The sequence below is a fragment of the Pedobacter fastidiosus genome (assembly GCF_014306625.1).
Taxonomy (GTDB): domain Bacteria; phylum Bacteroidota; class Bacteroidia; order Sphingobacteriales; family Sphingobacteriaceae; genus Pedobacter; species Pedobacter fastidiosus.
Genome location: NZ_JACRYL010000001.1, coordinates 373525 through 397469 on the forward strand (window position 1 = coordinate 373525; position 23945 = coordinate 397469).

Sequence of the window (23945 nt, forward strand, 5' to 3'; positions counted from 1 at the left end):
TTATTATAATGAAACGAAGCATTAATAAGGTTGCTGTTTTAGGCTCGGGTATTATGGGTTCGCGTATTGCATGCCACTTCGCCAATATTGGTGTAGAGGTTTTGCTTTTAGATATCGCCCCAAAAGAACTGACTCCTGAAGAGCAAGCAAAAGGATTAACAATTGATAACCCAGCGGTAAAAAATCGGATTGTAAATACAGCTTTGCAAACTGCTGTAAAAACAAATCCATCACCGGTTTATTCGAAAAAAGTATTGAATAAAATCAAGACCGGAAGTTTCGATGATGATATGTCGAAAATTGCTGACTTTGATTGGGTAATAGAAGTGGTTGTAGAAAATCTTGAGATCAAGAAAAAAGTTTTCGAGCAGGTAGAGCAATTCCGCAAACCAGGAACTTTAATTACTTCTAACACTTCGGGCATTCCCATCCATTTAATGGCTGAGGGTAGAAGCGATGATTTTAAAGCGCACTTCTGCGGAACACACTTTTTCAATCCACCACGTTATTTAAAGTTATTGGAAGTGATTCCAACGCCACATACCAAGCCAGAAATTGTTGATTTCTTAATGCATTATGGCGATAAGTTTTTAGGTAAAACCACTGTTTTATGTAAGGATACGCCTGCTTTTATTGCAAACCGTGTTGGCGTTTATTCGATTATGGCGCTGTTGCATTTGGTCGAAAAATTGGATTTAACAGTTGAAGAGGTTGATAAATTTACGGGTCCGGCTTTGGGCAGACCGAAATCGGCTACTTTCCGTACTTCGGATGTGGTTGGTTTAGATACCATGATTAAAGTTGCGAAAGGACTTTACGATAATTGCCCTGACGATAAAGCGCACGAGCTATTTAAACTTCCAGCTTACGTTACCAAAATGGAAGAGAATAAATGGCTTGGCGATAAAACCAAGCAGGGTTTCTATAAAAAAACTAAAACAGCAGATGGCAAAACTGAAATCCTTGCGCTGGATTTAAAAACGTTAGAATACAAACCTCAGCAAAAAATAAAATCGGCAACGTTAGAAATGACCAAGCCGGTTGAAAATCTTCGAGAACGAATGAAGATTTTTGCTAAAGGAAAAGATAAAGCAGGCGAGTTATTCCGTCATTCTTCTTTCGGGCTCTTTGAATATGTATCAGATCGAATTCCAGAAATTTCTGATGAATTGTATCGTATCGATGATGCCATGCGAGCAGGTTTTGGTTGGGAATTAGGTCCATTTGAGCTTTGGGATGCCGTTGGTGTGAAAGAAGCGATTGAGGGAATGGAGCAATACGGAAATAAAGCTGCGGCTTGGGTTCATGAAATGCTCGATGCCGGAAACACTTCATTTTATAAAGTGGAGGGTGGTGTTAAAAAGTACTACGACATTCCATCTAAAACATACAAAGCTTTATCGGGAACAGATGATTTTATCATTTTAGATAACATTAGAGAAAATCAAACCCTTTGGAAAAACTCTGGTGTTTCGATTATCGATTTAGGTGATGGCATTTTAAATGTAGAATTCCATACCAAAATGAATACGATTGGTGGCGATGTAATTGCAGGAATCAACAAAGCGATTGATATGGCGGAGAAAGATTATCGTGGTTTGGTAATCGGCAACGATGGTGCAAACTTCTCTGCCGGTGCTAATGTGGGGATGATTTTTATGATGGCTGTTGAACAGGAGTGGGATGAATTGAATATGGCGATTCGCATGTTCCAAAATACTTCCATGCGCATTCGCTATTCGTCGATTCCGGTTGTGGTGGCGCCACATAGCTTAACTTTAGGTGGTGGCTGCGAGTTCAGTTTACACGCCGACCACGTTCAGCTTTCTGCCGAAACGTATATGGGTTTAGTTGAGTTTGGTGTTGGTGTAATTCCAGGTGGTGGTGGAACAAAAGAGTTCGCTTTACGGGCTTCTGATGAATTTAAAGACGACCAAATTGTTCAAAATGCTTTAAAAGATCGTTTCTTAACTATTGGAATGGCTAAAGTTTCTACCTCAGGTTATGAAGCTTATGAATTGGGTTATCTGCAAAAGGATAAATTCTCAATTTCAATGAACCGCAACCGTTTATTGGCCGATGCAAAAGCAAAGGCGATTGAATTGGCTGAAGCAGGTTACACTAAACCCGTGCAACGTACAGATATAAAAGTATTAGGCAAACAAGGTTTAGGAATCGTTTATGCCGGAGCAAACAGTATGTATGCAGGTCATTTCATTTCTGAGCACGATAAAAAAATCTCTGAAAAATTAGGTTACGTAATGTGTGGTGGCGATTTATCTTCTCCAACAGAAGTAAGCGAACAATACTTATTGGATTTAGAAAGAGAAGCATTTTTGTCACTGGCGGGAGAAAGAAAATCGTTAGAAAGAATTCAATCGATTATAACAAAAGGGAAACCGTTGAGGAATTAGACTTGAGCTTTGCTTAACCACCTCGTCATTGCGAGGCACGAAGCAATCTTACAACTAAGGGTTTTTCTATCGCATTAAGATTGCTTCGTGCCTCGCAATGACGGCAAGGGGCAGGGAAATGCGAACAATTAAAAAGATAATATTGGCTATCGCCATAAGAAATACTAAATAAAATGGAAGCATACATTATAGCCGGATATCGTACAGCAGTGGGCAAAGCGCCCCGTGGCGTATTCCGTTTTACAAGAGCTGATGATTTAGCCGCAGAAGTGATTAGAGCTTTGGTGGCGTCGGTTCCAAATTTAGATAATGAACAAATTGACGATGTAATTGTGGGTAACGCTACGCCAGAGGCGGAACAGGGCTTAAATATTGGCCGAATGATTTCGCTAATGGGTTTGGATACTGATAAAGTTCCAGGGGTTACGGTGAACCGTTATTGCGCATCGGGTTTAGATACTATTGCCACTGCAGTTGCGAAAATTAAAGCAGGAATGGCCGATTGCATCATCGCCGGTGGGGTAGAAGTAATGAGCGGAATGCCTTTCGGCGGATGGAAATTGGTTCCAAATGCTGAGGTTGCAAAAAACAATCCGGATTGGTATTGGGGAATGGGTTTAACCGCCGAAGCTGTAGCTAAAGAATATAATGTTAGCCGAGAAGACCAAGATGCATTTTCTTTAAAATCTCATGAGAAAGCGATTCATGCCATTAAAAACGGTCATTTAAAAGATGGAGTTTTGCCGATTACGGTAAACGAAAACTATTTGGATGAGAACTTGAAAAAGAAAACACGTTCTTATATAGTGGATACGGATGAAGGGCCTCGTGCCGATACGACGTTAGAGAAACTGGCAAAATTAAAACCTGTTTTCGATGCTGTTGGAAGCGTAACTGCTGGTAATTCATCACAAACATCTGACGGTGCAGCCTTTGTTTTGGTGGTTTCTGAAAAGAAAATGAAAGAACTAAATGCAGAGCCAATCGCCAGATTAGTGAGTTATGGGGTTGCAGGTGTTCCGCCAAGAATTATGGGCATTGGCCCGATTGAGGCGATTCCGAAAGCACTAAAGCAGGCAGGATTGAAACAAAACGATATCGATTTAATAGAATTGAACGAAGCTTTCGCATCACAATCTTTAGCAGTAATCAGAACTTTAGATTTGAATCCAGAGATCATCAATGTAAACGGTGGAGCCATTGCATTGGGCCATCCACTTGGTTGTACTGGCGCAAAATTAACTGTTCAGATGATGAACGAGCTTAAAAGACAAAACAAAAAATACGGAATGGTTACCATGTGTGTGGGAACCGGGCAAGGCGCTGCAGGGATTTTTGAGCTTTTCTAAGCGGATAGCTCAGGCGCCCCGTCATTGCGAGGCACGAAGCAATCTCACTCGCGAATTAGATTGCTTCGTACCTCGCAATGACGACCGTGTTAAGCAAATGCAAAGAACGGTCGTCAGCTTGAATTTAATTCAGAGTCTTAATTGCATGGTGGCTTAGGATAAAAGATGCTAAAATAAATTCAGCATGACGAATTGGTAAGGTAGAATGTGAAATAAAAATTAGGCGATTATTTCAAGCGCACCGTCATTGCGAGGCACGAAGCAATCTCACTCACGAATTGAGATTGCTTCGTACCTCGCAATGACGACCGTGTTAGGCAAATGTAAAGAACGGTCGTCACCCTGAACTTGTTTCAGGGTATTAATGCAGCATGACGAAGTGGCGAATTAGGATGTAAAATAAAATTATTATGATTTGAATTTGAGCAGGTCTCAAATCTCATTTCTCAAATTTCATAAAAATGGAAACAACTGAAAAAAAAACAATTAAAGGCGGTGAATTCTTAATTAAAGAAACCACTTACCAGGATGTATTTATTCCTGAGGAATTTGATGAAGAGCAACAAATGATTGCACAAACTTGTCGCGATTTTTTGGCATCGGAAGTTTATCCGAATTTAGATAAAATTGACAAACAGGAAGATCCAGAATTAATGCCAACGCTTTTAACCAAAGCAGGCGAACTTGGTATTCTTGGGGTTTCAGTACCTGAAGAATATGGAGGTTTTGGTAAAAACTTTAACACTTCCATGCTGGTTGCCGATGTTGTTGGCGCTGGTCACTCTTTTGCAGTTGCGCTTTCGGCTCATACAGGAATTGGTACTTTACCAATCCTTTATTATGGTAACGAAGAACAAAAAGCGAAGTATATTCCAAAATTAGGTTCTGGTGAATGGAAGGCAGCTTATTGTTTAACTGAGCCAAACTCAGGCTCTGATGCAAACTCTGGTAAAACTAAAGCTGTTTTAAGTGCTGATGGAAAACATTATATCATCACCGGACAAAAAATGTGGATTACCAATGGTGGTTTCGCAGATATTTTTATCGTTTTCGCGAAAATAGATGACGATAAAAACCTAACTGCTTTTATTGTTGAGAAAGATTTCGGTGGCATCACAATGAATCCTGAAGAGCATAAAATGGGAATCAAAGGATCTTCAACCCGTCAGGTTTTCTTTAATGATTGCGAAGTTCCGGTTGAAAATATGTTGAGCGATAGAGAAAATGGTTTCAAAATCGCAGTAAACATTTTAAATATTGGTCGTATTAAATTATCGGCTGCAGCAATCGGCGCTTCAAAGGCAACTTTAAGCACGGCTATTAATTATTCAAACGAAAGAATTCAATTTGGTCGCCCAATTTCTAAATATGGCGCCATCCGTTTCAAAATTGCAGAAATTGCTTCTAAGCTTTATGCGGTGGATGCAGCAAATTATCGTGCCGGACAAAATATTGATGATACTTATGATCAATTGGTTGCAGGTGGAATGGAGTCTGGAAAGGCGAGATTAAAATCTGTTGAGCAATTTGCTGTTGAATGTGCGATTCTAAAAGTTTGGGGATCAGAAGCGTTGGATTATACGGTAGATGAAGGCGTTCAAATTTATGGTGGAATGGGTTTCAGTGCCGATGCGCCAATGGATAGAGCTTATCGCGATGCCCGTATTAATCGGATTTTCGAAGGAACGAATGAGATTAATCGTTTGCTAACGGTTGATATGATGTTGAAACGTGCAATGAAAGGCGAATTGGATTTGATGGGGCCAGCTACTGCAGTAGCAGCTGAATTAATGAGTATTCCAGATTTCGGCGAAGAAGACACCACTTTATTTGCTGCGGAGAAAAAAGTTTTAGCCAACTTAAAGAAAGCAACACTAATGGTTGCAGGTGCTGCGGTTCAGAAACTAATGATGACCTTAAGTAAAGAGCAGGAAATTTTAATGAACATTGCAGATATGGCAGGTTACGTTTATGTAGTTGAATCAGCTTTGCTTAGAACAGAAAAATTAGTGAGTATGCGTGGAGAAGAGGCTTCTGCTGGTCAGTTAGATTTGTTAAGAATTTACTTGGTTGAAGCCGTAGATGGAATTGCAAAGGCAGGTAAGGAAGCGCTTTGGGCATTTGCTGAAGGTGATGAACAACGCATGATGTTGGTTGGATTACGTCGTTTTACAAAAATGGAACCATTTAATGTTAAAGATGCTCGCCAAAGAGTTGCGCAACAATTAATAGAAGCGAATAAATATATTTTTTAAAATAGAGGGTTAAAAATTGAATGTTAAAGGTTTAAAGTTTGGGAGCTTAACTCAAATTTTAAACCTTTTTTTTGCTTAACGAACTTTACTTATTACAAAGGAGTTCGGTTAATATTTCATTAAAACCGAGGTCTAAGAACCGTGTACTTCATTGCGAGTTAAGAAACAATCTCATTAGCGAGATAGATAGCTTCAGCTCGCACTAAGTTCAGCTTTGCAATCACGACCGTTCTTTTAAAATGCGCACAGCTATTCTAAAAGGAATTTTAATTATCGAACTCAGGTTATAACTTTTAACCCACAACTTTCACCTCTAATGTTAAATTTGGTTAAAAATTGTGGCATCCGTATTAAAAGCTTATTTTTGCGGATAATGGTTAAGTTAAAATATTTGTCAATAATTCTTTTATTTGTTGTTGCGTTATCTTCTTGTAAAAAGGAAGAAGATGCTGAAACGCAGATTACAAAGTACATCCAGCAGAATAACATTAATGCTGTGAAAGATCCATCAGGTTTATATTATCAAATTATTAAACCAGGTTCTGGAACAACCGTGATCAATTCCAACACCAACATCACCATAAAATATGAAGGTAAATTGCTAGATGGAACCGTTATTGATAATGGTGGTGGTAAGGAAAATACTTTTCTACTCGGAGGTTTAATAAAAGGTTGGGTTATAGGAATTCCAAAAATTCAAAAAGGCGGGGAAATTAGATTAATTATTCCTCCAGCTTTAGGATATGGAAGTAGAGATGTTGGTCCTGTTCCAGCCAATTCGGTGTTAGATTTTAATATACAGTTAATAAACGCACAATAAAATATAATGAATAATTTTACTAAAATAAGTCTGGCTGCCCTTTTATTGGCTACAACAATTTTCAGCTCTTGTAAAAAAGAATATGAAACTATTGAAAGCGTTGATGAGGCTACTATTCAAGCTTATATTAAAGCAAATAATCTTGGTTCGGTAATGAAACCAGATGGCGCTGGATCTTACTATCAAATTATTGATGGTGGAAGTGGCGATGTTTTCGCAAATAAGGATTCAGTTTTCTTTAGCTACCAAGAAAAATCAATTACTGATGCAACGGTTTATAATTCTACTTCAACTTATGCGGTAAGTGGAACTTATTATGGTTACATGAGCAATACTTTTAATGGTACTTGGGGTAAAGCATTAAATGGATTAAAGTACGGTGCTAAAGTTCGTATTCTAGTACCGTCACATTTAGCTTATGGTAAAAATGGTTATGCAGCATTAAATGTGCCTTCAAATGCTATTTTAGATACTTACATCAATACGCTTACCTTTAGAAAGCAATGGCAATTGGATGATTATTATATCCAAACCTATTTAACAGCTAATAAAATTACGGCAACTAAAGATCCTGCTACTGGAATTTATTATGTGGTTACAAGTGCTGGAACACCAGGAACTGTTATCAACGATCAAACTACTTTAGTAATAAAATATACTGGTAGATTTTTAAGTGGAACTTCATTCGATTCTTCTACAGATGGGACTTTTTCTACAACATTAAACAATGTTATTAAAGGTTGGGGTATTTTGAAAAACTTTGCTCCAGGTGCAAAAGTTAGGCTTTTCATTCCTTCTGTTTTAGCTTATGGTCCGGCAGGAAGCTCAGATTCATCAACTGGTTTAGTTGTTATTCCAGCAAATACAACATTAGATTTCGATATTGAAATCGTAAGTGCTACGAATTAGACAAAGCTTCTTTAAAAGCTTTCAAAACTCTTTCCCTTGCAAATGTATGCTCAACAATTGGTTGGGCATATTTTTTTGTGCCAAACTCTGGAACCCACTTCTTTATATATTCAAATTTCGGATCGAACTTTTTAGTTTGGAGCTCAGGATTAAAAACCCTAAAATAAGGCGCAGCGTCGTTTCCTGATCCTGCTGCCCATTGCCAACCCCCAACATTGCTGGCCATTTCATAATCTAAAAGTTTTTCGGCAAAGTAAGTTTCGCCCCAACGCCAATCAACTAAGAGGTGTTTTGTTAAAAAACTCCCAACAACCATCCTTACCCGATTATGCATCCATCCGGTTTCGTTGAGTTGCCTCATTCCGGCGTCTACAATTGGGTAGCCAGTATTTCCGGTACACCATGCTTTAAATTCTTCTTCGTTATTGCGCCATTTAATTTTGTCATATTGCTTTTTAAAAGAATCATAAGCCGAATAAGGAAAGTGCCATAAAATGGTCATGTAAAATTCTCTCCAGGCAAGCTCAGAAAGCCAAACATTAGATTTTGCATCAATTGCATCTTTTACCGCTTTGCGGATGCTTAAAGTCCCGAATCGTAAATGAAGGCCAATATGTGTAGTTCCATCCAAAGCTGGATAATCTCGCTCTTTGAAATAGCTATCCAATTTATTTTTATAGCTGATTTTTGGAAAATCTAAACTGCTTTTTTCAAAGCCCATTTCTTTTAACGACGGAAGGCTAAGATGTTTAGTTTCGTAAAGATTTTTAAAGTATTTTTTTGTTGGATAAGGTTTTACATAAAAATCGTTAAGCTTGGCATGCCATTGTTTATAGAAAGGCGTAAAAACTGTGTAAGGCGTTTTATCGGCTTTTAAAATTTCGCCTTTTTCAAAAATAACTTGATCTTTAAACGTTTTGAAAGCAATTTTTTCACTGGTTAAAAATTCAGACATGCTATCATCACGTTCTCGGGCATATGGTTCATAATCATGGTTGGTGTAAACTTCTTTAACTTCGTAATCCTTTAAAATCTCTGGCCAGATTTTTTCAGGTTCCCCATATTTTACTAATAAATCCGAGCCATGTTTACGAAGTTCTTCTTTCAAATCCTCAATGGTTTGATAAATGAAAGTTACTCGAGCATCATCTTTTGGTAGTTTATCTAATATATTTTTATCAAAAATGAAAAGAGGAAGCACTGGGTTTTCGCCTTTTAAAGCATGGTAGAAACCAGCATTATCCGTTAAACGCAAATCGCGGCGAAACCAGAAAACCCCCAAACCCCCTAAAGGGGACTTTTCCGTTCTATCGTTCAGCTCCTCCGCCTTTAAAGCGGAACTTGAATTTCCATTGTTACTTTTATCCTGCATAAATAAGTTTTAACGTTAATTTATTATTTGCTTTTGCTATTTCCACCTTGCATTTAATTCTCCCTTCGGAAGTTAGGGGGGATTTAGCTTATCGCTTTTAACACCCCCTTTAGGGGGCTGGGGGGTAAAGATCTTTCAGCGCATCTTCTAACTGGGTAAATTTGAATTTAAAACCCGCATCTAAAAGTTTTTGAGCCGAAGTATTGTTGCTCATTAATACGGCCTCGGTTCTATCTCCCAATAAAATTGATAATGCAAATTTAGGCACTTTTATTGGCCAAAAAGGTCGATGCAACTGCTTTGCAATAGCTTTGGTTAAAGCAATATTAGTTATTGGAAATGGGGCACTGGCGTTATAACTGCCTTGTGTATTTATGTTTTCTAAAGCATAAATATACATTTCTACCATATCATCTAGATGCAGCCATGGCGTCCACTGTTTTCCGGTTCCAATTGCAGAACCGACAAACAAGCGCACAGGTAAATCCAGCTGAGGAAGTGCGCCACCGGCTTTACTCAAAACAATTCCTGTACGAAGCTTAACAATTCGAAGACTCAATTTTTTGCCTTCATCAACAGCATCTTCCCAAAGTTTGCAACATTCGGCTAAAAAACCATATCCGTTAGGGCTTTCCTCTTTTAAAATTTCATCGCCACAATCCCCATAAAATCCAACCGCAGAAGCAGATATAAAAGATTTAATTTGATGATCTGATTTTGATTTAATGGTTTTAAAAAGGAGTTCGGTCGATTTTACTCGACTATCAATAATCTGTTTTTTACGCTCTTCAGTCCATTTTTTATCTGCTACCGGCTCGCCAGCCAAATGGATAATCGAATCTACCCCATTTAGGCAGTTGGCATCTATTGTTCCCTTATAAACATCCCAAACAAAGTTATTTGGATCGTTACTCTTTTTTCTAGAAAGTGTATTTACCGCATAGCCTTTGTTGAGTAAATGCTTTTTAAGCTCAGTGCCAACAAGTCCAGTCGCTCCTGTAATCAGAATCTTTTTTGCCATGGTTTTAAAACACCAAAGATACGAAAGGGTTTTTGTGACTGCTTACAATAAGGTTAATTTCCTTTTTTGTACTGAAATGATCATAACGTTGTGATGAAATGCACTAAAAATGCCGTTTCTTCCATCTGCCAAATGCTTGTTTTCCTTGTTTATAAACCTGATCGAAGCGAAATGCCCTCAATTTTTCATTGGGGCAGAAGCGTGAGCGGGACTGAATACCGCCAAAAGTTCAGTACCGCTCATTTCCAAATACTTTATCTAAAACTCATTTTGAATTTTGCGTATCTTTAAACAACAGCATTAAAGCCCAGCAATAATTCTACTTTTCGGTGCTTTAACCGAATAACTTAGCTTAATTGTTTTGGTTTCGTTTGGAGCAATCTTCAATTGCCATGAAAGCATTCCATTTTCCTTGTTAACTTCTGCACCGCTATTTTCCAATAATTCTATTTCAATATCGCTTTCTGTAGATAATGGATACTGATCTTTCAAGGATAAATCAATGCTTTCTTTTTTCGTATTTCTAATCTTGATCAAATAAGTAAATACTTGTTTTTTATTGGTTCCAACAAATTTGGTGTTGCTAAAATCTTGTTGTTTCTCTTTGGTGATGATGATTTTTTTGTCCTTACCCATACTCAAACTCAAGGTGTCTAAAATATTTGCAGGATCGATATATGATTTGCCTGTGTAAGTGCCTTCAAAAATGATATTTGCATTCCCAGCCTGAAGATTTAATTTTTCCCAGTCTGTAACATCTGCTAATAAATACGCATCAGTACTTAGTTTTGGAGCAGCATAATATTTGTATTTCGCAGGCACTTCATACTCTTTAAAAGCTACGGTATGGGGTTTATTGTCGCTATTTACATCATAAGGAATATCGATGTTAAAAGTTACACCGAGCTGTGATTCGTTAACTGATGTATAATTATTTACTGTAGAAACTGATCCAGTAAGGTTTTCTCTTTTAGCTTTTGCATAGCTCACCACAACTACTTCATTAAGGTTGTTGTTTTGGTCTGCAATTGGAGAGGACAAACCTCTAATGCGAAGTTGTTGTTGCTGATAAGTTGATACAAACCAGGGATTTAAAACTGGCGCAGTAATATTATAATTTGGGTTTCCGGTTGAGAGTGCAAGTTTTACTTTTTTCCAATCTAAACCTGTGTTTTGAGTGATCGCGGCTTTATAAACCACACCTAAAGGATTTGAAATATTCATGGCTTTAATATCGTAACTGGCAACCCAATTTGCACTTGGCGTAACATAAGATACATTATAATTGGCGTCGATATTTTCTTTGGCCATTAATTGCAGAACCAATTGCCCTAATTGTTGATTTGGGTTATTTCTTAACTCTGCTATCTGTTGTTGTAAAGCGGTTAATTTTTGGTTCTGTTTGTCTTCGGTTATGGTTAGTATAGCAATGGTGTTTCTCACTTCAGCATTTTTAGTACGATAATAATCCGCAAGTTTAATGAGTTCGGCTACATTCGTTCCAGAATTTGTACCCCCAGATTTTCTATTTTCATCCAGTAAAACCAAAGTCTGCTCTTCAATAGTTTTTGCATTTCTTGTTTTAATCAGTTCGTTAGAAATAATTTTAACACTGTCGCCTAGTTTTTTAATTTCAGGATTGGCTACATCGGTATTTAGAAAATCTTTATTAAACTGAACAGATAATATGGTTACGCCGCTGGATACGCCGACCTGAATTGAATTCTCGTTTACGCGACCGGAAATATTATTAATTACAACTTCGGATGTTCCCGCCGGAAGATTAACTTTCCCAATGTGGGTAAGTTGTGCCCCATTATTATAAACCGTTACACTTTCTAATGTCGCTTTTGTTTTAACTTGTTGTTGCGCAAATAAACTTATAGGGAATAGTAAAATAGTTAGAAGCTGTTTCATGTTTTTTTCTTATAATGTGTAGTTAAATTTGAATGGAAGATGTACGGATTTGGGATATTCCATAACTAAATTTGCTTTTGTTGAGTATTTGTAAAGAATTCCTCATGTTTTTGCTACAAGAGAAAAATAAGATATTTTTGTATAGCGTTCTTAATACCCTTTTTCGATAAAAAATGTCCAAAAAAATTCTAGTCTGGTTTAGAAATGATCTTCGCTTGCACGACAACGAAATGCTTGTGGAAGCAATTGCTAAATCCGATTCAATTTTACCCGTTTACATTCTTGACCCACGTCTTTTCGGAGAAACGAAATACGATACTTTAAAAACAGGAAATATTCGAGGGCAGTTCATCTTGGAAAGTGTGGCATCGCTGAGAAGTTCTTTAAAGCAAATTGGTGGTAACTTATTAATTGCAGAAGGGCATCCAGAAGAAATTATTCCACAACTGGTTCAGGAATACGAAATTACAGAAGTTTACCATCATCGTGAAGTGGCCAGAGAAGAGACCCACGTTTCTACATTGCTCGAAAATGCCTTGTGGAAACTTCGCGTCAATTTAAAACATTTTATTGGTCATACTTTATACAATAAGGAGGATTTGCCGTTTCCGATAAAAGATATTCCTGATGCTTTTAATCAATTTAAAAAGAAAATTGAACGCGATTCGATTATCAAGCCCTGCTTTTTAGCACCTGATCGAATTAACGTAGCCGAAGTTATTGATTGGGGAACTTTATCTACCCTTAATGATTTCAGTCTTGTTCCCCAGCTTAAAGATCAGCGTTCTGATTTTGAATTTGTGGGTGGGGAAGCCTCTGGAATCGCACATCTGCACAAAGTTATACTGGCCATGCAGCAGGCCGCAACGACTAAAAACCTAATTCTTGCTTCTAAACTTTCTGCTTGGTTAGCCATGGGTTGTTTATCGCCCAGAAAAGTTTATTGGGAAATTAAAAAAATGGAAACTACGCCAAACACTAAGGCCATGTTTAACCATATTTTGTTGGGCTTACTTTGGAGAGATTATTTCCGATTCATGTTTAAAAAATATGGCAATACTTTTTTCAATCCAGATGGATTTGGAAGCCAAGGACCTGTGGACATTGAGAACGAAAAGGATAATTTTAATAAGTGGAAGAATGCTCAAACTGGCTTTGCGGTAGTGGATGCGGTGATGACCGAGTTAAATCAGACCGGATATATTTCTAACATTGCTCGCCAAACCGCTGCCTTATACCTAATAAATAATTTAGAAGTTAGTTGGATTTTTGGTGCTGCTTATTTTGAAGAGAAGTTAATTGATTATAATCCGGCAAGCAATTGGGGCAATTGGGCAAATATGGCCGGAGTTGGTAACGACCAGAAAACAAAAAGTGTATTTGATTTGGATAAATATATCAAAAACCTCGATCCGAAAGGGAATTACGCCTTAACCTGGGCTTCTTAAAGAAATTGTTGAGTGGCTAATTGGTGACTTTTTTGTTAACGATCAGGCTAAGCTCACTGATTTTGTTAACCCTAAAATCCTACAAATCCAGAGTGATATTTTAATCGAGATTTTTTCCATTTATATAAGGTAAAATTCTAATTTTGTAATGCTTATAGTAAACAGTTAATAATGGGTAGTTTATCTTATCTTAATGGCGCAAACGCCGAATATATAGAGTCTTTATATCAATCTTATCAGCAAGACCCCGAGTCGGTTGAGTTTGGTTGGCAGAAATTTTTTGAGGGTTTTGATTTTGGAAGAGAATCTGAAGCTCCAACGGTAACTGCAGAAACTCCAGAACAATTTTTAAAAGAGGTTAGTGTTTTAAACTTGATTGATGGGTATCGTACTCGTGGTCACTTGTTTACACATACCAATCCTGTTCGCGAAAGACGCAAGCATTTACCAACTTTAGATTTAGCCAACTTTGGTTTATCTGATGCAGATTTGGAAACCGTTTTTAACTCTGGTGTAGAAATTGGTATCGGTGCAGCAAAGCTGAAAGATATTGTTGCCTTTTTAAAACAAACCTACGCACACTCTATCGGTGCAGAATATAAATTTTTACGTACACCAGAAGTGTTGAACTGGATTCAGCAGAAAATGGAAAGTGCACGTAATACGCCTAACTTCTCTATCGATGAGAAAAAGCGGATTCTTAGGAAATTAAACGAGGCCGTAAGTTTCGAAAATTTCTTGGGAACAAAATTTTTAGGACAGAAGCGTTTCTCATTAGAAGGCGCAGAAGCTTTAATCCCGGCATTGGATTCGGTTATCGAAAAAGGTGCTGAATTAGGAATTGAGGAATTTGTAATCGGTATGGCGCATCGCGGTCGTTTGAACGTGTTGGCGAACATCATGCAAAAAACTTACAAAGATATTTTTGCCGAATTTGAAGGTAAAAGCTATAATCCTGATACACCATTTGGTGGTGATGTAAAATATCACTTAGGTTATTCTACCGATGTAACAACTGTTGCAGGTAAAAGCGTTCACTTAAGTTTATGTCCAAATCCATCGCATTTAGAAACCGTTGATGGTGTGGTTGAAGGCATGAGCCGTTCGAAAATCGATTTCAAATATGGTGGCGATAACTCTCGTTTAGCGCCGATTTTGATTCATGGTGATGCATCAGTTGCAGGACAAGGTATTGTTTATGAAGTCATTCAGATGGCAGGACTTGAAGGTTATAAAACTGGTGGAACAATCCACTTAGTGATTAATAACCAAATCGGTTTTACGACCAATTACAAAGATGCCCGTACCAGTACTTACTGTACAGATATTGCAAAGGTAACTTTATCACCAGTTTTCCATGTAAATGGTGATGACCCTGAAGCTTTGGTTTATGCAATTAATCTGGCAATGGAATATCGCCAGAAATATAAAAACGATGTTTTCATTGATATTTTGTGCTACCGTCGTTTCGGGCATAATGAAGCGGATGAGCCTAAATTTACTCAGCCTTTATTATACAAAACAATCGAAAAACACCCTAATCCAAGGGAATTATATATCGAGCAATTAACCAAGGAAGGTAAATTGGAAGCTGGATTGGCAAAAGAAATGGAAAAAGATTTCCGTGGAATTTTGCAAGAGCGCTTAAATGAAGCCAAAGAATATGTAGCTGGAAATACCGAAGTTAAATTTGGTGGTGCTTGGGCAGATTTACGGATGGCAACTCCAAAAGATTTTGAAACTTCTCCGGTTACGGCAGTTAAAAAATCTACTTTATTAGAGATTGGTAAACGCATTACTACTTTACCAGCAGATAGAAAGTTTTTCAAAAAAATTGAAAAATTATTTGGCGAACGCACCAAAATGGTTAACGAAACCAACGTTTTCGATTGGGCAATGGGCGAGCAATTGGCTTACGGTACTTTGTTATCAGAAGGCAAACGTGTTCGTTTAAGTGGTCAGGATGTAGAACGAGGAACTTTTTCTCATCGCCATGCGGTATTAACTTTAGAAGATAGCGAGGAAGAATATGTGCCATTGGCAAACATTTCAGACCAACAAGCGCCGTTTGATATTTACAATTCGCACTTATCAGAATATGGTGTTTTAGGTTTCGAATATGGTTATGCAATGGCCAACCCGAATGCTTTAACCATTTGGGAAGCACAATTTGGAGATTTCTTTAACGGAGCGCAAATTGTTGTCGACCAATATATTGCGAGTGCTGAAACAAAATGGCAACGTGAAAATGGATTGGTCATGTTATTGCCTCACGGTTACGAAGGTCAAGGTCCAGAGCATTCATCGGCACGTATTGAGCGCTTTATGGAGCTTTGTGCAGATTACAACATGCAAGTTACAAACTGTACAACGCCAGCAAACTTCTTCCATGTTTTACGTCGCCAGTTTAAACGCGATTTCCGTAAGCCTTTAATTGTGTTTACACCGAAAAGCTTATTGCGTCACCCGGCTTGTGTTTCAAAATTAGAAGAATTTACAGATGGCGGTTTCAAAGAAGTAATTGATGATGTAAATGTAAAAGTTGCAGATGTAACAAGAGTTGTTTTCTGTAGCGGTAAAATTTACTATGAATTGTTGGAGAAACAGCAGGCAGATAAATTGAAACACGTAGCTATTGTACGTGTGGAGCAATTATATCCAACCCCTGTTGACCAAATGGAGGCCATTAAGATAAAATATAAAAACGCAAAAGATATTTTCTGGGTACAGGAAGAGCCAGAGAACATGGGCGCATGGCCATATTTGTTCCGTAAATTATACAAAACTGCATTGAAAGGTATTGATGTGATTTCGAGAAGAGAAAGTAGCAGTACAGCAACAGGTTTTGCAAAACAACATGCTAATCAACAAGCTTATATTTTGGCAAAAGCGTTGGAAGTTCCGGTAACTGAAGAGGTAAAAGAGATTGCTAAAAAAGCAACAAAAAAGTTGGTTCAAATAGATTAGGTACCTCGCATTACACGCAGGTTTGATAATTGTTAATTGAAATTTGATCGTTAAAAGATAATAAGATATATATTACATTATGAGTTTAGAGATAAAAGTTCCACCAGTTGGTGAGTCGATAACGGAAGTTGTTTTATCACAATGGTTAAAGAAAGATGGCGATGTTGTTGAAATGGATGAGGTTATTGCTGAGTTAGAATCAGACAAAGCTACTTTCGAATTAACTGCAGAACAGGCAGGAACTTTAAGAACCATAGCGGCCGAGGGTGATACTCTACCAATTGGCGCAGTAGTTTGTAAAATTGAAGATGGTGGCGCTGCTCCTGCAAAAGCTGATGCGCCTAAAGCTGAAGAAAAAGCAGTTGTTGCTGAAGATAAAACTTCTGCTCCTGTTGCAGAGAAATCTGGCGATAGTTATGCTACAGGAACTCCATCTCCTGCTGCCGGCAAAATTCTTGCTGAAAAAGGAATAGATACCGCTGCCGTAAAAGGCACAGGTGTTGATGGTCGTATTACTAAAGATGATGCTGTAAAAGCGGAAGCTGGTAAAAAACCAGAAGCACCTAAAGCAAGTGCTCCCGTTGCAACGCCTGCACCAGCAGGAAGCCGTACTGAACGTCGTGAGAAAATGTCTCCTTTGCGCAGAACGGTTGCAAAACGTTTGGTTGCCGTTAAAAATGAAACCGCAATGTTAACCACTTTTAACGAAGTTAACATGAAACCGATTATGGATTTACGCGGAAAATATAAAGACCAATTCAAAGAAAAATATGGCGTTGGTTTGGGTTTCATGAGCTTTTTTACTAAAGCTGTAACCGAAGCTTTAAAAGATTTTCCTGCTGTTAACGGCCGTATTGAAGGTGAAGAATTGGTTTACAATAACTTCGCTGATATTTCTATTGCAGTTTCTGCACCGAAAGGTTTAGTGGTTCCTGTTATTCGCAATGCAGAAAGCATGACTTTAGCTCAAATTGAAAAGTCTGTTCTGGAGTTGGCTTTAAAAGCTCGCGATAGCAAGTTAACTATCGAAGAAATGACAGGTGGAACATTCACCATTACCAATGGTGGTGTATTTGGTTCAATGATGTCGACACCGATTATCAATGCGCCACAATCGGCTATTTTAGGAATGCACAATATTGTTGAGCGTCCTGTTGCTGAAAAAGGTGAGGTAGTTATTCGTCCGATGATGTATGTTGCTTTATCTTACGACCACAGAATTATTGATGGACGTGAGTCTGTTGGTTTCTTGGTACGCGTTAAACAATTATTAGAAGACCCAGCTAGATTATTATTGGGCATTTAAGACCAAATTCGATAAATCGAACTAAAGTATTCAAAGCCTCGACCATTCTGGTTGAGGCTTTTTTTTGCTATAATTTATGACTCATCATTTCTACTAACAAAGCGCATTGAGAAATATTTGTTTAATGGTTCAAAGATTTCTCGGCTTCGCTCGAAATGACAGTATTTCATTTGATATATTTGAAGATGAAATTAACGTTCAACTTAAAATTTCTCTTAATCTTTTTGGCAATTCTTATTACCGAAATCTTAATTGCAAAGTACCTACACGACGCCTACATTCGGCCTTTTGGTGGTGATGTTTTAGTAGTGGTTTTGATTTATGCTTTTATAAGAATATTCTTAAAGACGAATAACAAGAAGCTTGCTTTGGGGGTATTGGTTTTCTCTTTCTTAATTGAAGCTTTACAAGCTGTTCATTATGTAAATTGGTTGGGGTTGCAGGATAACAAATTCTGGAGTATTGTTCTTGGTACTTATTTTAGTGTTTATGATTTATTGGCTTATTTTGTTGGATACTTAATTTGTTTGCTGTTTAAGGATTGAGGATTTTGGCACTTAGCTTATCCAATTCGTCAGCAATGACGACCGCCTTAAAAATAAAAAAGCCCATCTCAATTAAGAAATGGGCTTGTAAAACTTTGTCAATTTTCTCTGCTACTGCTTATTAAAGTTGACAAAGTTAAACTTAGTATAGATGCGATTAGGATTCTAATCGTAATTTGTAACCCGATAGCTATCGGGTCTATAATCGTAATTCTCCTAATCTTCTACAATCTCACTATTAATATTAACATCATCTTTTACATCTTCCTTAAAGTAATTCTTCTGGAAGATTAGAATTAGGATCACACCAACTGAAATCGCAGCATCTGCAAGATTAAAAACGGGTCTGAAGAATACAAATTCATCACCACCCCAAATCGGAATCCAGGTAGGGAAGTGTCCCTCAGCAATCGGGAAGTAGAACATATCTACCACGCGACCGTGAAACCAGCTTTCGTAACCATAAATCTTTCCGTAAAATACAGAATCAATTATGTTTCCTAATGCGCCAGAAAAAATAAGTGCAACATTTAAGATTAGCCCACGATGATATTTATTCTTGATTAAATAATGTAAGCCATAACCAATACCCGCAACCGCTGCGATTCGGAATAATGATAAAGCCAATTTGCCAAACTCACCACCAAATTCCATCCCAAAAGCCATCCCATTATTTTCAGTAAAATGGATAATAAACCATTTGCCAATAATGTTAAACTCCTGACCAAGATACATGTGAGTTTTAACCCAAGTTTTAACCAGCTGATCGGCTAGTAAAACCAAAAAGATTAGAATTAAAGGTTTTGTATAGCCTTTCATTAACTCTGCTTTAATTTAGCTTCCATGCTTAAGGTTGCATGAGGCACTGCACGTAAACGTTCTTTAGGAATTAGTTTGCCAGTTTCGCGACAAACTCCGTAGGTTTTGTTTTCGATTCGCACTAATGCGTTTTCAAGATTATCAATAAATTTTTTCTGACGAGCAGCTAATTGATTGATTTGCTCTTTTTCCATTGTTGCAGAACCGTCTTCTAACGTTTTGTAAGCACCTGAAGTATCTTCTGTTCCGTTTGCATTTGGGTTGCTTAAAGAAGTTGTTAACGAGTTAAGTTCTTCTTTAGAACTGCGCAATTTATCTTGAATTAATTCTTTAAATTCTTGTAGTTCACTGTCTGAGTAGCGTGTTTTGTTGCTGTTTTCCATGTTCGTATCTAATTTTCTAATTTATGGATTTCTTTATATTTTATTTACTGAAATGTTTAATTCAACATCATCTATTATGATTTTGTTTGCGTTATCTATTTCATCCGTTAATTCAAATTCATCTGCAAGTATTTCGGCGCAAATGTAAGCTTTGTTTTTAGCAACTGCATTAGCTACTAAGTTATCATTTTGTAACCTAACTTTTATCCTATCGGTTACTTCAAAGTTTAATTCTTTACGCAAATTTTGGATCCGGTTAACCAATTCACGAGAGATTCCCTCTTGTTTCAATTCATCGGAAATAGTAACATCCAAAGCAACAGTTAAACTACCGAGATTGGTTACTTGCCATCCTGGAATATCTTCAGCAAAAACTTCAACATCGCTATTTAAATCGATGGTAAATTCTACATCATTGCTTCCAGCTACGGTTAAGAAACCCTCGTTTTCTAAGCGTTGAATATCATCTTGATTAGCGTTTTCTAAAGCTTCCTTAATCAAGCTCATATCTTTGCCCACTTTTTTACCTAGTGATTTAAAATTAGGTTTTAGCTTTTTCTTAACGATTCCATGAGTATCCGTTATAAACTCGATGTGCTTAACGTTTGTTTCACTTAAAATGTAATCAGCTACTTTCGATATCTTTTGCTCAAAATCGCCATTCAATGACGGGATTAAGATCTTCTCCAAAGGCTGACGAACATTGATGCTTGATTTTTTGCGCAATGATAAAACCATTGATGAAATATCCTGAGCATAAACCATCCGTTCGTTCAAATCAGTATCGATTAAGCTTTGGTCGGCCTCGTTCCATAAAGTTAAGTGAACCGATTGCTCGGCTTTTGGATCGTTAACGGTTAAGTTTCTGTATAACCAATCGGCAAAGAAAGGTGCAACAGGACTCATCAGCTGTGCTAAAGTTTCCAAACAAGTGTAAAGCGTTTCGTAAGCAGCACGTTTATCATCCGTCATTTCACCTTTCCAAAAACGGCGACGACTTAATCTAATATACCAGTTGCTTAAATGTTCATCAACAAAAGCTTGAATGGCACGAGTTGCTTTTGTCGGCTCGTAAGTGTTGTAACTTTCATCAACTTCGTTAATTAAGGTTTGCAATAACGATAAAATCCAACGGTCTAACTCCGTTCTGTCTTCTACTTTGCTTAAATTATTTTTGTCGATTTCGAATTTATCGATGTTGGCATATAAAGCGAAAAATGCATAAGTATTATAAAGCGTTCCGAAGAATTTACGGCGAACTTCAGCAATTCCCTCACTATCGAATTTCAAATTATCCCAAGGATTTGCATTCGAAATCATGTACCAACGCGTAGCATCAGCGCCATATTCCTTTATCGTTTTGAACGGGTCAGCAGCATTGGCCAAACGTTTAGACATTTTTTGTCCGTTTTTGTCCAAAACTAATCCGTTGGATACTACATTTTTATACGCAACTTTATCAAAAACAAGTGTCGAGATGGCATGTAAAGTATAAAACCAACCACGAGTTTGGTCTACACCTTCAGCGATAAAATCTGCAGGGAAATCTTCGTTTTTATCAATTGTTTCTTTGTTCTCGAAAGGGTAGTGCCATTGTGCGTAAGGCATTGAGCCCGAATCAAACCATACATCAATTAAATCGCTCTCGCGACTCATTGGTTTGCCCGATGGTGACACTAAAATAATTTTATCGACAACATTTTTGTGTAAGTCGATAAGATCGTAGTTCTCTTCAGACATATTTCCGATTTCGAATCCTTTAAACGGATTTTCTTTCTGGAAACCTGCTTCAATAGATTTTTCAATGGCATTGTAAAGTTCTTCAACCGAACCGATTAGAACTTCTTCTTTTTTATCTTCAGTTCTCCAAATTGGCAAAGGAATTCCCCAATATCTCGAACGCGATAAATTCCAGTCGTTGGCATTTTTTAACCAGTTTCCGAAACGGCCCTCACCAGTAGATTTTGGTTTCCAGTTGATGGTTTCATTAAGGTCGAACATTCTGTCCTTAACATCAGTAACTTTAATAAACCAAGAATCTAATGGATAATATAAAAGTGGCTCATCAGTTCTCCAACTGTGTGGGTAACTGTGAACGTATTTTTCAACTTTAAAAGCCTTATTTTCCTCTTTTAATAAGATGGCGATTTCTACATCAACAGATTTCTCTGGTGCTTCGCCCTCATTGTAGTATTCATTTTTAACATATTTGCCAGCAAAAGGACCAACATGCTTAGTAAATCTACCCTGCAAATCTACAAGCGGAACAAGGATGTCATTATCATCCATTACCAACATTGGCGGGATTTCCGGAACAGCTTCCTTGGCAACTTTAGCATCATCAGCACCGAATGTTGGTGCAGTGTGCACAATACCAGTACCATCTTCTGTGGTTACAAAATCACCGGAAATTACTCTGAAAGCATTCTCTGGGTTTGTATAGGGTAATGCGTAAGTTAAAAGTTGTTCATATTTAATTCCTACCAAGTCCGTTCCTTTGCATTCTGCAAGAATTTGGAAAGGTATTTTCTTATCACCAGTTTTAAAATTAGTGAAATCTTCCTCTTCGTTACTTTCGAAGAAAATTTTACTGAATTGCTTTGCTACAAGGTTTTTAGCCAAAATTACATTCGAAGGAAGAAATGTATATTGGTTAAAAGTTCTTACTAAAACATAGTCGATTTTCGGGCCTACAGTTAAAGCTGTGTTTGATGGTAAAGTCCACGGTGTTGTCGTCCAGGCCAGCAAATAAATATCGCCAAATCCCTGCAAAAAAGATGGTAAAGTATCAGCCAATGCTTTAAACTGGGCAACAATTGTCGTATCGGTAACATCGCGATAAGCACCAGGTTGGTTCACTTCGTGAGAACTTAAACCCGTTCCTGCTTTTGGAGAATAAGGTTGAATGGTGTAACCTTTGTAGATTAAGCCTTTATCGTAAATTTGTTTTAAAAGCCACCAAACAGATTCCATATATTTAGACTTGTAGGTAATATATGGGTCGTCCATATCAACCCAATAACCCATCTGCTCAGTCAAATCGTTCCACACATCGGTGTAACGCATTACTGTTTTTTTGCAGGCTTCATTATAGTCTTCAATAGAAATCGTCTTGCCAATATCTTCTTTGGTAATGCCTAATTCTTTTTCTGTTCCAAGCTCAACAGGTAGGCCGTGTGTATCCCAACCCGCTTTTCTTTTAACCTGATAACCTTTAATTGTTTTGTAGCGACAAAAAATATCTTTAATAGCACGAGCCATTACGTGGTGAATCCCCGGCATGCCATTGGCAGAGGGTGGCCCTTCGTAAAAAGTAAACGGATTAGACTTCGGACGAGAAGAAATGCTTTTTTCAAAGATGTTTTCTTCTTTCCAAAAATCCAGTATTTCTTGCCCTATTTTGGCAAGATCCAATTGTTTAAATTCGCTATACATCAATCAAGTACCTCAAAAAATTAAGGATGCAAAGTTAAAAAAATTGACTGAATTTTGGTAGTTTTGGTGTAAATACTTTTAACGTGAAATTATTTAATATCGGGCTTTGCTTAATGATTTTCGCTGTAGTTGCATTACCTATAGTTGCCGTTATTAATCCAGCCAACCGCAATTTTGTGCTTTATGGCTTTTATTTTTGTGGTCTTTTAGAACTTATAGGACTAATCTTTGTTTTATTTCATATCATTACCTTAAAAAAGAAACTCCATGATTAAGCTACTTAAATTACAAAAAGCCGTTTTAGTTCTTGTTTTAGGGATACTTTCTTATATCGCATATAGAATTTTAGACGCTAACGAAGTGAGTTGGGCTCGCTATTTGCAAATGTTGGCCGGGGCACTGGTTATTATTGGCGCATTGTGGATGTTGTATCCAATTCTTTTTGCCAAGAAAGATGAAGATGGAAATGCAGAAATTATTACTGATCCAACTGTTGAAGTTCCAGTAGATGAGGAAGAAAAAAAGCCGGCAACCGAATAGTTTCTGTTGCTCAAAAACTATTTCAAAAATCTAATTATTAAAATTCATATATGCGGATCTTCTTGAAATTTGCAGGATTATAAATTCAACTTATATTTTCTTAAATCTCTTTTATGGTCGATTTTTAAGATTGTAACCGCAAATTCTTTACCATAAGTTCATTTAAGTCTTATCTGATAAATCTTCCCAATTCTGCAGGAATAAATTCAGCTTATATTTTCTTAAATGTCTTATTTGGTCGATTTTTAAGATTTTAACCGCAAATTCTTTACCATATAAGAAATGTAAGTTCATTTAAGTCTTAGCTAGAAAATCTTTCCAACTCTTCAGGAATAAATTCAGCTTATATTTTCTTAAATGTCTTATAAGGTCGATTTTTAAGAACCGTAACCGCAAATTCTTTACCATATAAGACATGTAAGTTCACTTAAGTCTTAGCTAGGAA

General features: G+C 37.3%; 16 protein-coding genes. 10 read left to right on the plus strand and 6 right to left on the minus strand.

Going from position 1 to position 23945, the window contains the following annotated elements; genetic code table 11:
• Positions 1–8 precede the first annotated feature (8 nt).
• From H7U22_RS01595 to H7U22_RS01615, 5 genes are all read left to right on the plus strand, one after another.
• Positions 9–2414 (plus strand): 3-hydroxyacyl-CoA dehydrogenase/enoyl-CoA hydratase family protein, encoded by a 2406-nt coding sequence (locus H7U22_RS01595; RefSeq protein WP_187069586.1) that lies wholly within the window; start codon positions 9–11, stop codon positions 2412–2414.
• Positions 2415–2587: 173 nt separating this feature from the next.
• Positions 2588–3763, plus strand: coding sequence for an acetyl-CoA C-acyltransferase (locus H7U22_RS01600; protein WP_187069587.1), 1176 nt, complete (start codon positions 2588–2590; stop codon positions 3761–3763).
• A 461-nt stretch (positions 3764–4224) separates the two neighbouring features.
• Positions 4225–6018: an acyl-CoA dehydrogenase family protein gene (locus H7U22_RS01605; RefSeq protein WP_187069588.1), complete on the plus strand. Its 1794-nt coding sequence runs from the start codon at positions 4225–4227 to the stop codon at positions 6016–6018.
• Positions 6019–6409: 391 nt separating this feature from the next.
• Complete coding sequence (locus H7U22_RS01610) at positions 6410–6838, plus strand: FKBP-type peptidyl-prolyl cis-trans isomerase (protein WP_248284647.1); 429 nt, start codon at positions 6410–6412, stop codon at positions 6836–6838.
• 6 nt (positions 6839–6844) lie between these two features.
• The gene (locus tag H7U22_RS01615) at positions 6845–7747 is read left to right on the plus strand and encodes an FKBP-type peptidyl-prolyl cis-trans isomerase (RefSeq protein WP_187069590.1); all 903 of its coding nucleotides are present in this window, start codon (positions 6845–6847) and stop codon (positions 7745–7747) included.
• Here the strand turns inward: H7U22_RS01615 and H7U22_RS01620 are convergent.
• From H7U22_RS01620 to H7U22_RS01630, 3 genes are all read right to left on the minus strand, one after another.
• Entirely contained in the window at positions 7737–9119 is a 1383-nt protein-coding gene (locus tag H7U22_RS01620) for a cryptochrome/photolyase family protein (protein WP_187069591.1), read from the minus strand. The genes H7U22_RS01615 and H7U22_RS01620 overlap by 11 nt on opposite strands.
• A 109-nt stretch (positions 9120–9228) precedes the next feature.
• On the minus strand, positions 9229–10140 hold the full coding sequence (locus tag H7U22_RS01625; RefSeq protein WP_187069592.1) for a TIGR01777 family oxidoreductase: 912 nt from the start codon (positions 10138–10140) through the stop codon (positions 9229–9231).
• A 300-nt stretch (positions 10141–10440) separates the two neighbouring features.
• On the minus strand, positions 10441–12057 hold the full coding sequence (locus H7U22_RS01630) for a DUF4139 domain-containing protein (protein WP_187069593.1): 1617 nt from the start codon (positions 12055–12057) through the stop codon (positions 10441–10443).
• 173 nt (positions 12058–12230) lie between these two features.
• On the opposite strand from H7U22_RS01630, the gene H7U22_RS01635 reads away from it, so the two are divergent.
• The 4 genes from H7U22_RS01635 to H7U22_RS01650 all read left to right on the plus strand — a co-directional run bounded on the left by H7U22_RS01635 (position 12231) and on the right by H7U22_RS01650 (position 18323).
• Positions 12231–13505: a DASH family cryptochrome gene (locus H7U22_RS01635; protein ID WP_187069594.1), complete on the plus strand. Its 1275-nt coding sequence runs from the start codon at positions 12231–12233 to the stop codon at positions 13503–13505.
• 171 nt (positions 13506–13676) lie between these two features.
• Complete coding sequence (locus H7U22_RS01640; protein WP_187069595.1) at positions 13677–16472, plus strand: 2-oxoglutarate dehydrogenase E1 component; 2796 nt, start codon at positions 13677–13679, stop codon at positions 16470–16472.
• Positions 16473–16551: 79 nt separating this feature from the next.
• On the plus strand, positions 16552–17778 hold the full coding sequence (gene odhB / locus H7U22_RS01645) for a 2-oxoglutarate dehydrogenase complex dihydrolipoyllysine-residue succinyltransferase (protein WP_187069596.1): 1227 nt from the start codon (positions 16552–16554) through the stop codon (positions 17776–17778).
• A 185-nt stretch (positions 17779–17963) separates the two neighbouring features.
• Complete coding sequence (locus H7U22_RS01650) at positions 17964–18323, plus strand: ribosomal maturation YjgA family protein (RefSeq protein ID WP_187069597.1); 360 nt, start codon at positions 17964–17966, stop codon at positions 18321–18323.
• A 216-nt stretch (positions 18324–18539) separates the two neighbouring features.
• On the opposite strand, the gene H7U22_RS01655 is transcribed toward H7U22_RS01650, so the two are convergent.
• Genes H7U22_RS01655 through ileS form a run of 3 tightly spaced genes read right to left on the minus strand, consistent with a single transcriptional unit; the run spans position 18540 to position 22960 of the window.
• Positions 18540–19142 (minus strand): lipoprotein signal peptidase, encoded by a 603-nt coding sequence (locus H7U22_RS01655; RefSeq protein ID WP_187069598.1) that lies wholly within the window; start codon positions 19140–19142, stop codon positions 18540–18542.
• Positions 19142–19525: a TraR/DksA family transcriptional regulator gene (locus tag H7U22_RS01660; protein ID WP_131555916.1), complete on the minus strand. Its 384-nt coding sequence runs from the start codon at positions 19523–19525 to the stop codon at positions 19142–19144. The genes H7U22_RS01655 and H7U22_RS01660 overlap by 1 nt, the downstream gene beginning before the upstream one ends.
• Positions 19526–19558: 33 nt before the next feature.
• Positions 19559–22960, minus strand: coding sequence for an isoleucine--tRNA ligase (ileS, locus tag H7U22_RS01665; protein WP_187069599.1), 3402 nt, complete (start codon positions 22958–22960; stop codon positions 19559–19561).
• A gap of 267 nt (positions 22961–23227) precedes the next feature.
• Here ileS and H7U22_RS01675 point away from each other — a divergent pair, with 267 nt between their 5' ends.
• Positions 23228–23500 carry an isoleucyl-tRNA synthetase gene (locus H7U22_RS01675; protein WP_187069601.1) on the plus strand — a complete coding sequence of 91 codons (273 nt, stop codon included), beginning with the start codon at positions 23228–23230 and terminating at the stop codon, positions 23498–23500.
• The last annotated feature ends 445 nt before the right edge of the window (positions 23501–23945 follow it).

Coding starts and splice junctions, on each gene's coding strand:
- odhB (WP_187069596.1), top strand. CDS start 16,552: ATGAGTTTAGAGATAAAAGTTCCACCAGTTGGTGAGTCGATAACGGAA.
- H7U22_RS01660 (WP_131555916.1), bottom strand. CDS start 19,525: ATGGAAAACAGCAACAAAACACGCTACTCAGACAGTGAACTACAAGAA.
- H7U22_RS01630 (WP_187069593.1), bottom strand. CDS start 12,057: ATGAAACAGCTTCTAACTATTTTACTATTCCCTATAAGTTTATTTGCG.
- H7U22_RS01675 (WP_187069601.1), top strand. CDS start 23,228: ATGATTAAGCTACTTAAATTACAAAAAGCCGTTTTAGTTCTTGTTTTA.
- H7U22_RS01605 (WP_187069588.1), top strand. CDS start 4,225: ATGGAAACAACTGAAAAAAAAACAATTAAAGGCGGTGAATTCTTAATT.
- H7U22_RS01600 (WP_187069587.1), top strand. CDS start 2,588: ATGGAAGCATACATTATAGCCGGATATCGTACAGCAGTGGGCAAAGCG.
- H7U22_RS01625 (WP_187069592.1), bottom strand. CDS start 10,140: ATGGCAAAAAAGATTCTGATTACAGGAGCGACTGGACTTGTTGGCACT.
- H7U22_RS01620 (WP_187069591.1), bottom strand. CDS start 9,119: ATGCAGGATAAAAGTAACAATGGAAATTCAAGTTCCGCTTTAAAGGCG.
- H7U22_RS01615 (WP_187069590.1), top strand. CDS start 6,845: ATGAATAATTTTACTAAAATAAGTCTGGCTGCCCTTTTATTGGCTACA.
- H7U22_RS01635 (WP_187069594.1), top strand. CDS start 12,231: ATGTCCAAAAAAATTCTAGTCTGGTTTAGAAATGATCTTCGCTTGCAC.
- H7U22_RS01655 (WP_187069598.1), bottom strand. CDS start 19,142: ATGAAAGGCTATACAAAACCTTTAATTCTAATCTTTTTGGTTTTACTA.
- H7U22_RS01640 (WP_187069595.1), top strand. CDS start 13,677: ATGGGTAGTTTATCTTATCTTAATGGCGCAAACGCCGAATATATAGAG.
- H7U22_RS01650 (WP_187069597.1), top strand. CDS start 17,964: ATGAAATTAACGTTCAACTTAAAATTTCTCTTAATCTTTTTGGCAATT.
- H7U22_RS01595 (WP_187069586.1), top strand. CDS start 9: ATGAAACGAAGCATTAATAAGGTTGCTGTTTTAGGCTCGGGTATTATG.
- ileS (WP_187069599.1), bottom strand. CDS start 22,960: ATGTATAGCGAATTTAAACAATTGGATCTTGCCAAAATAGGGCAAGAA.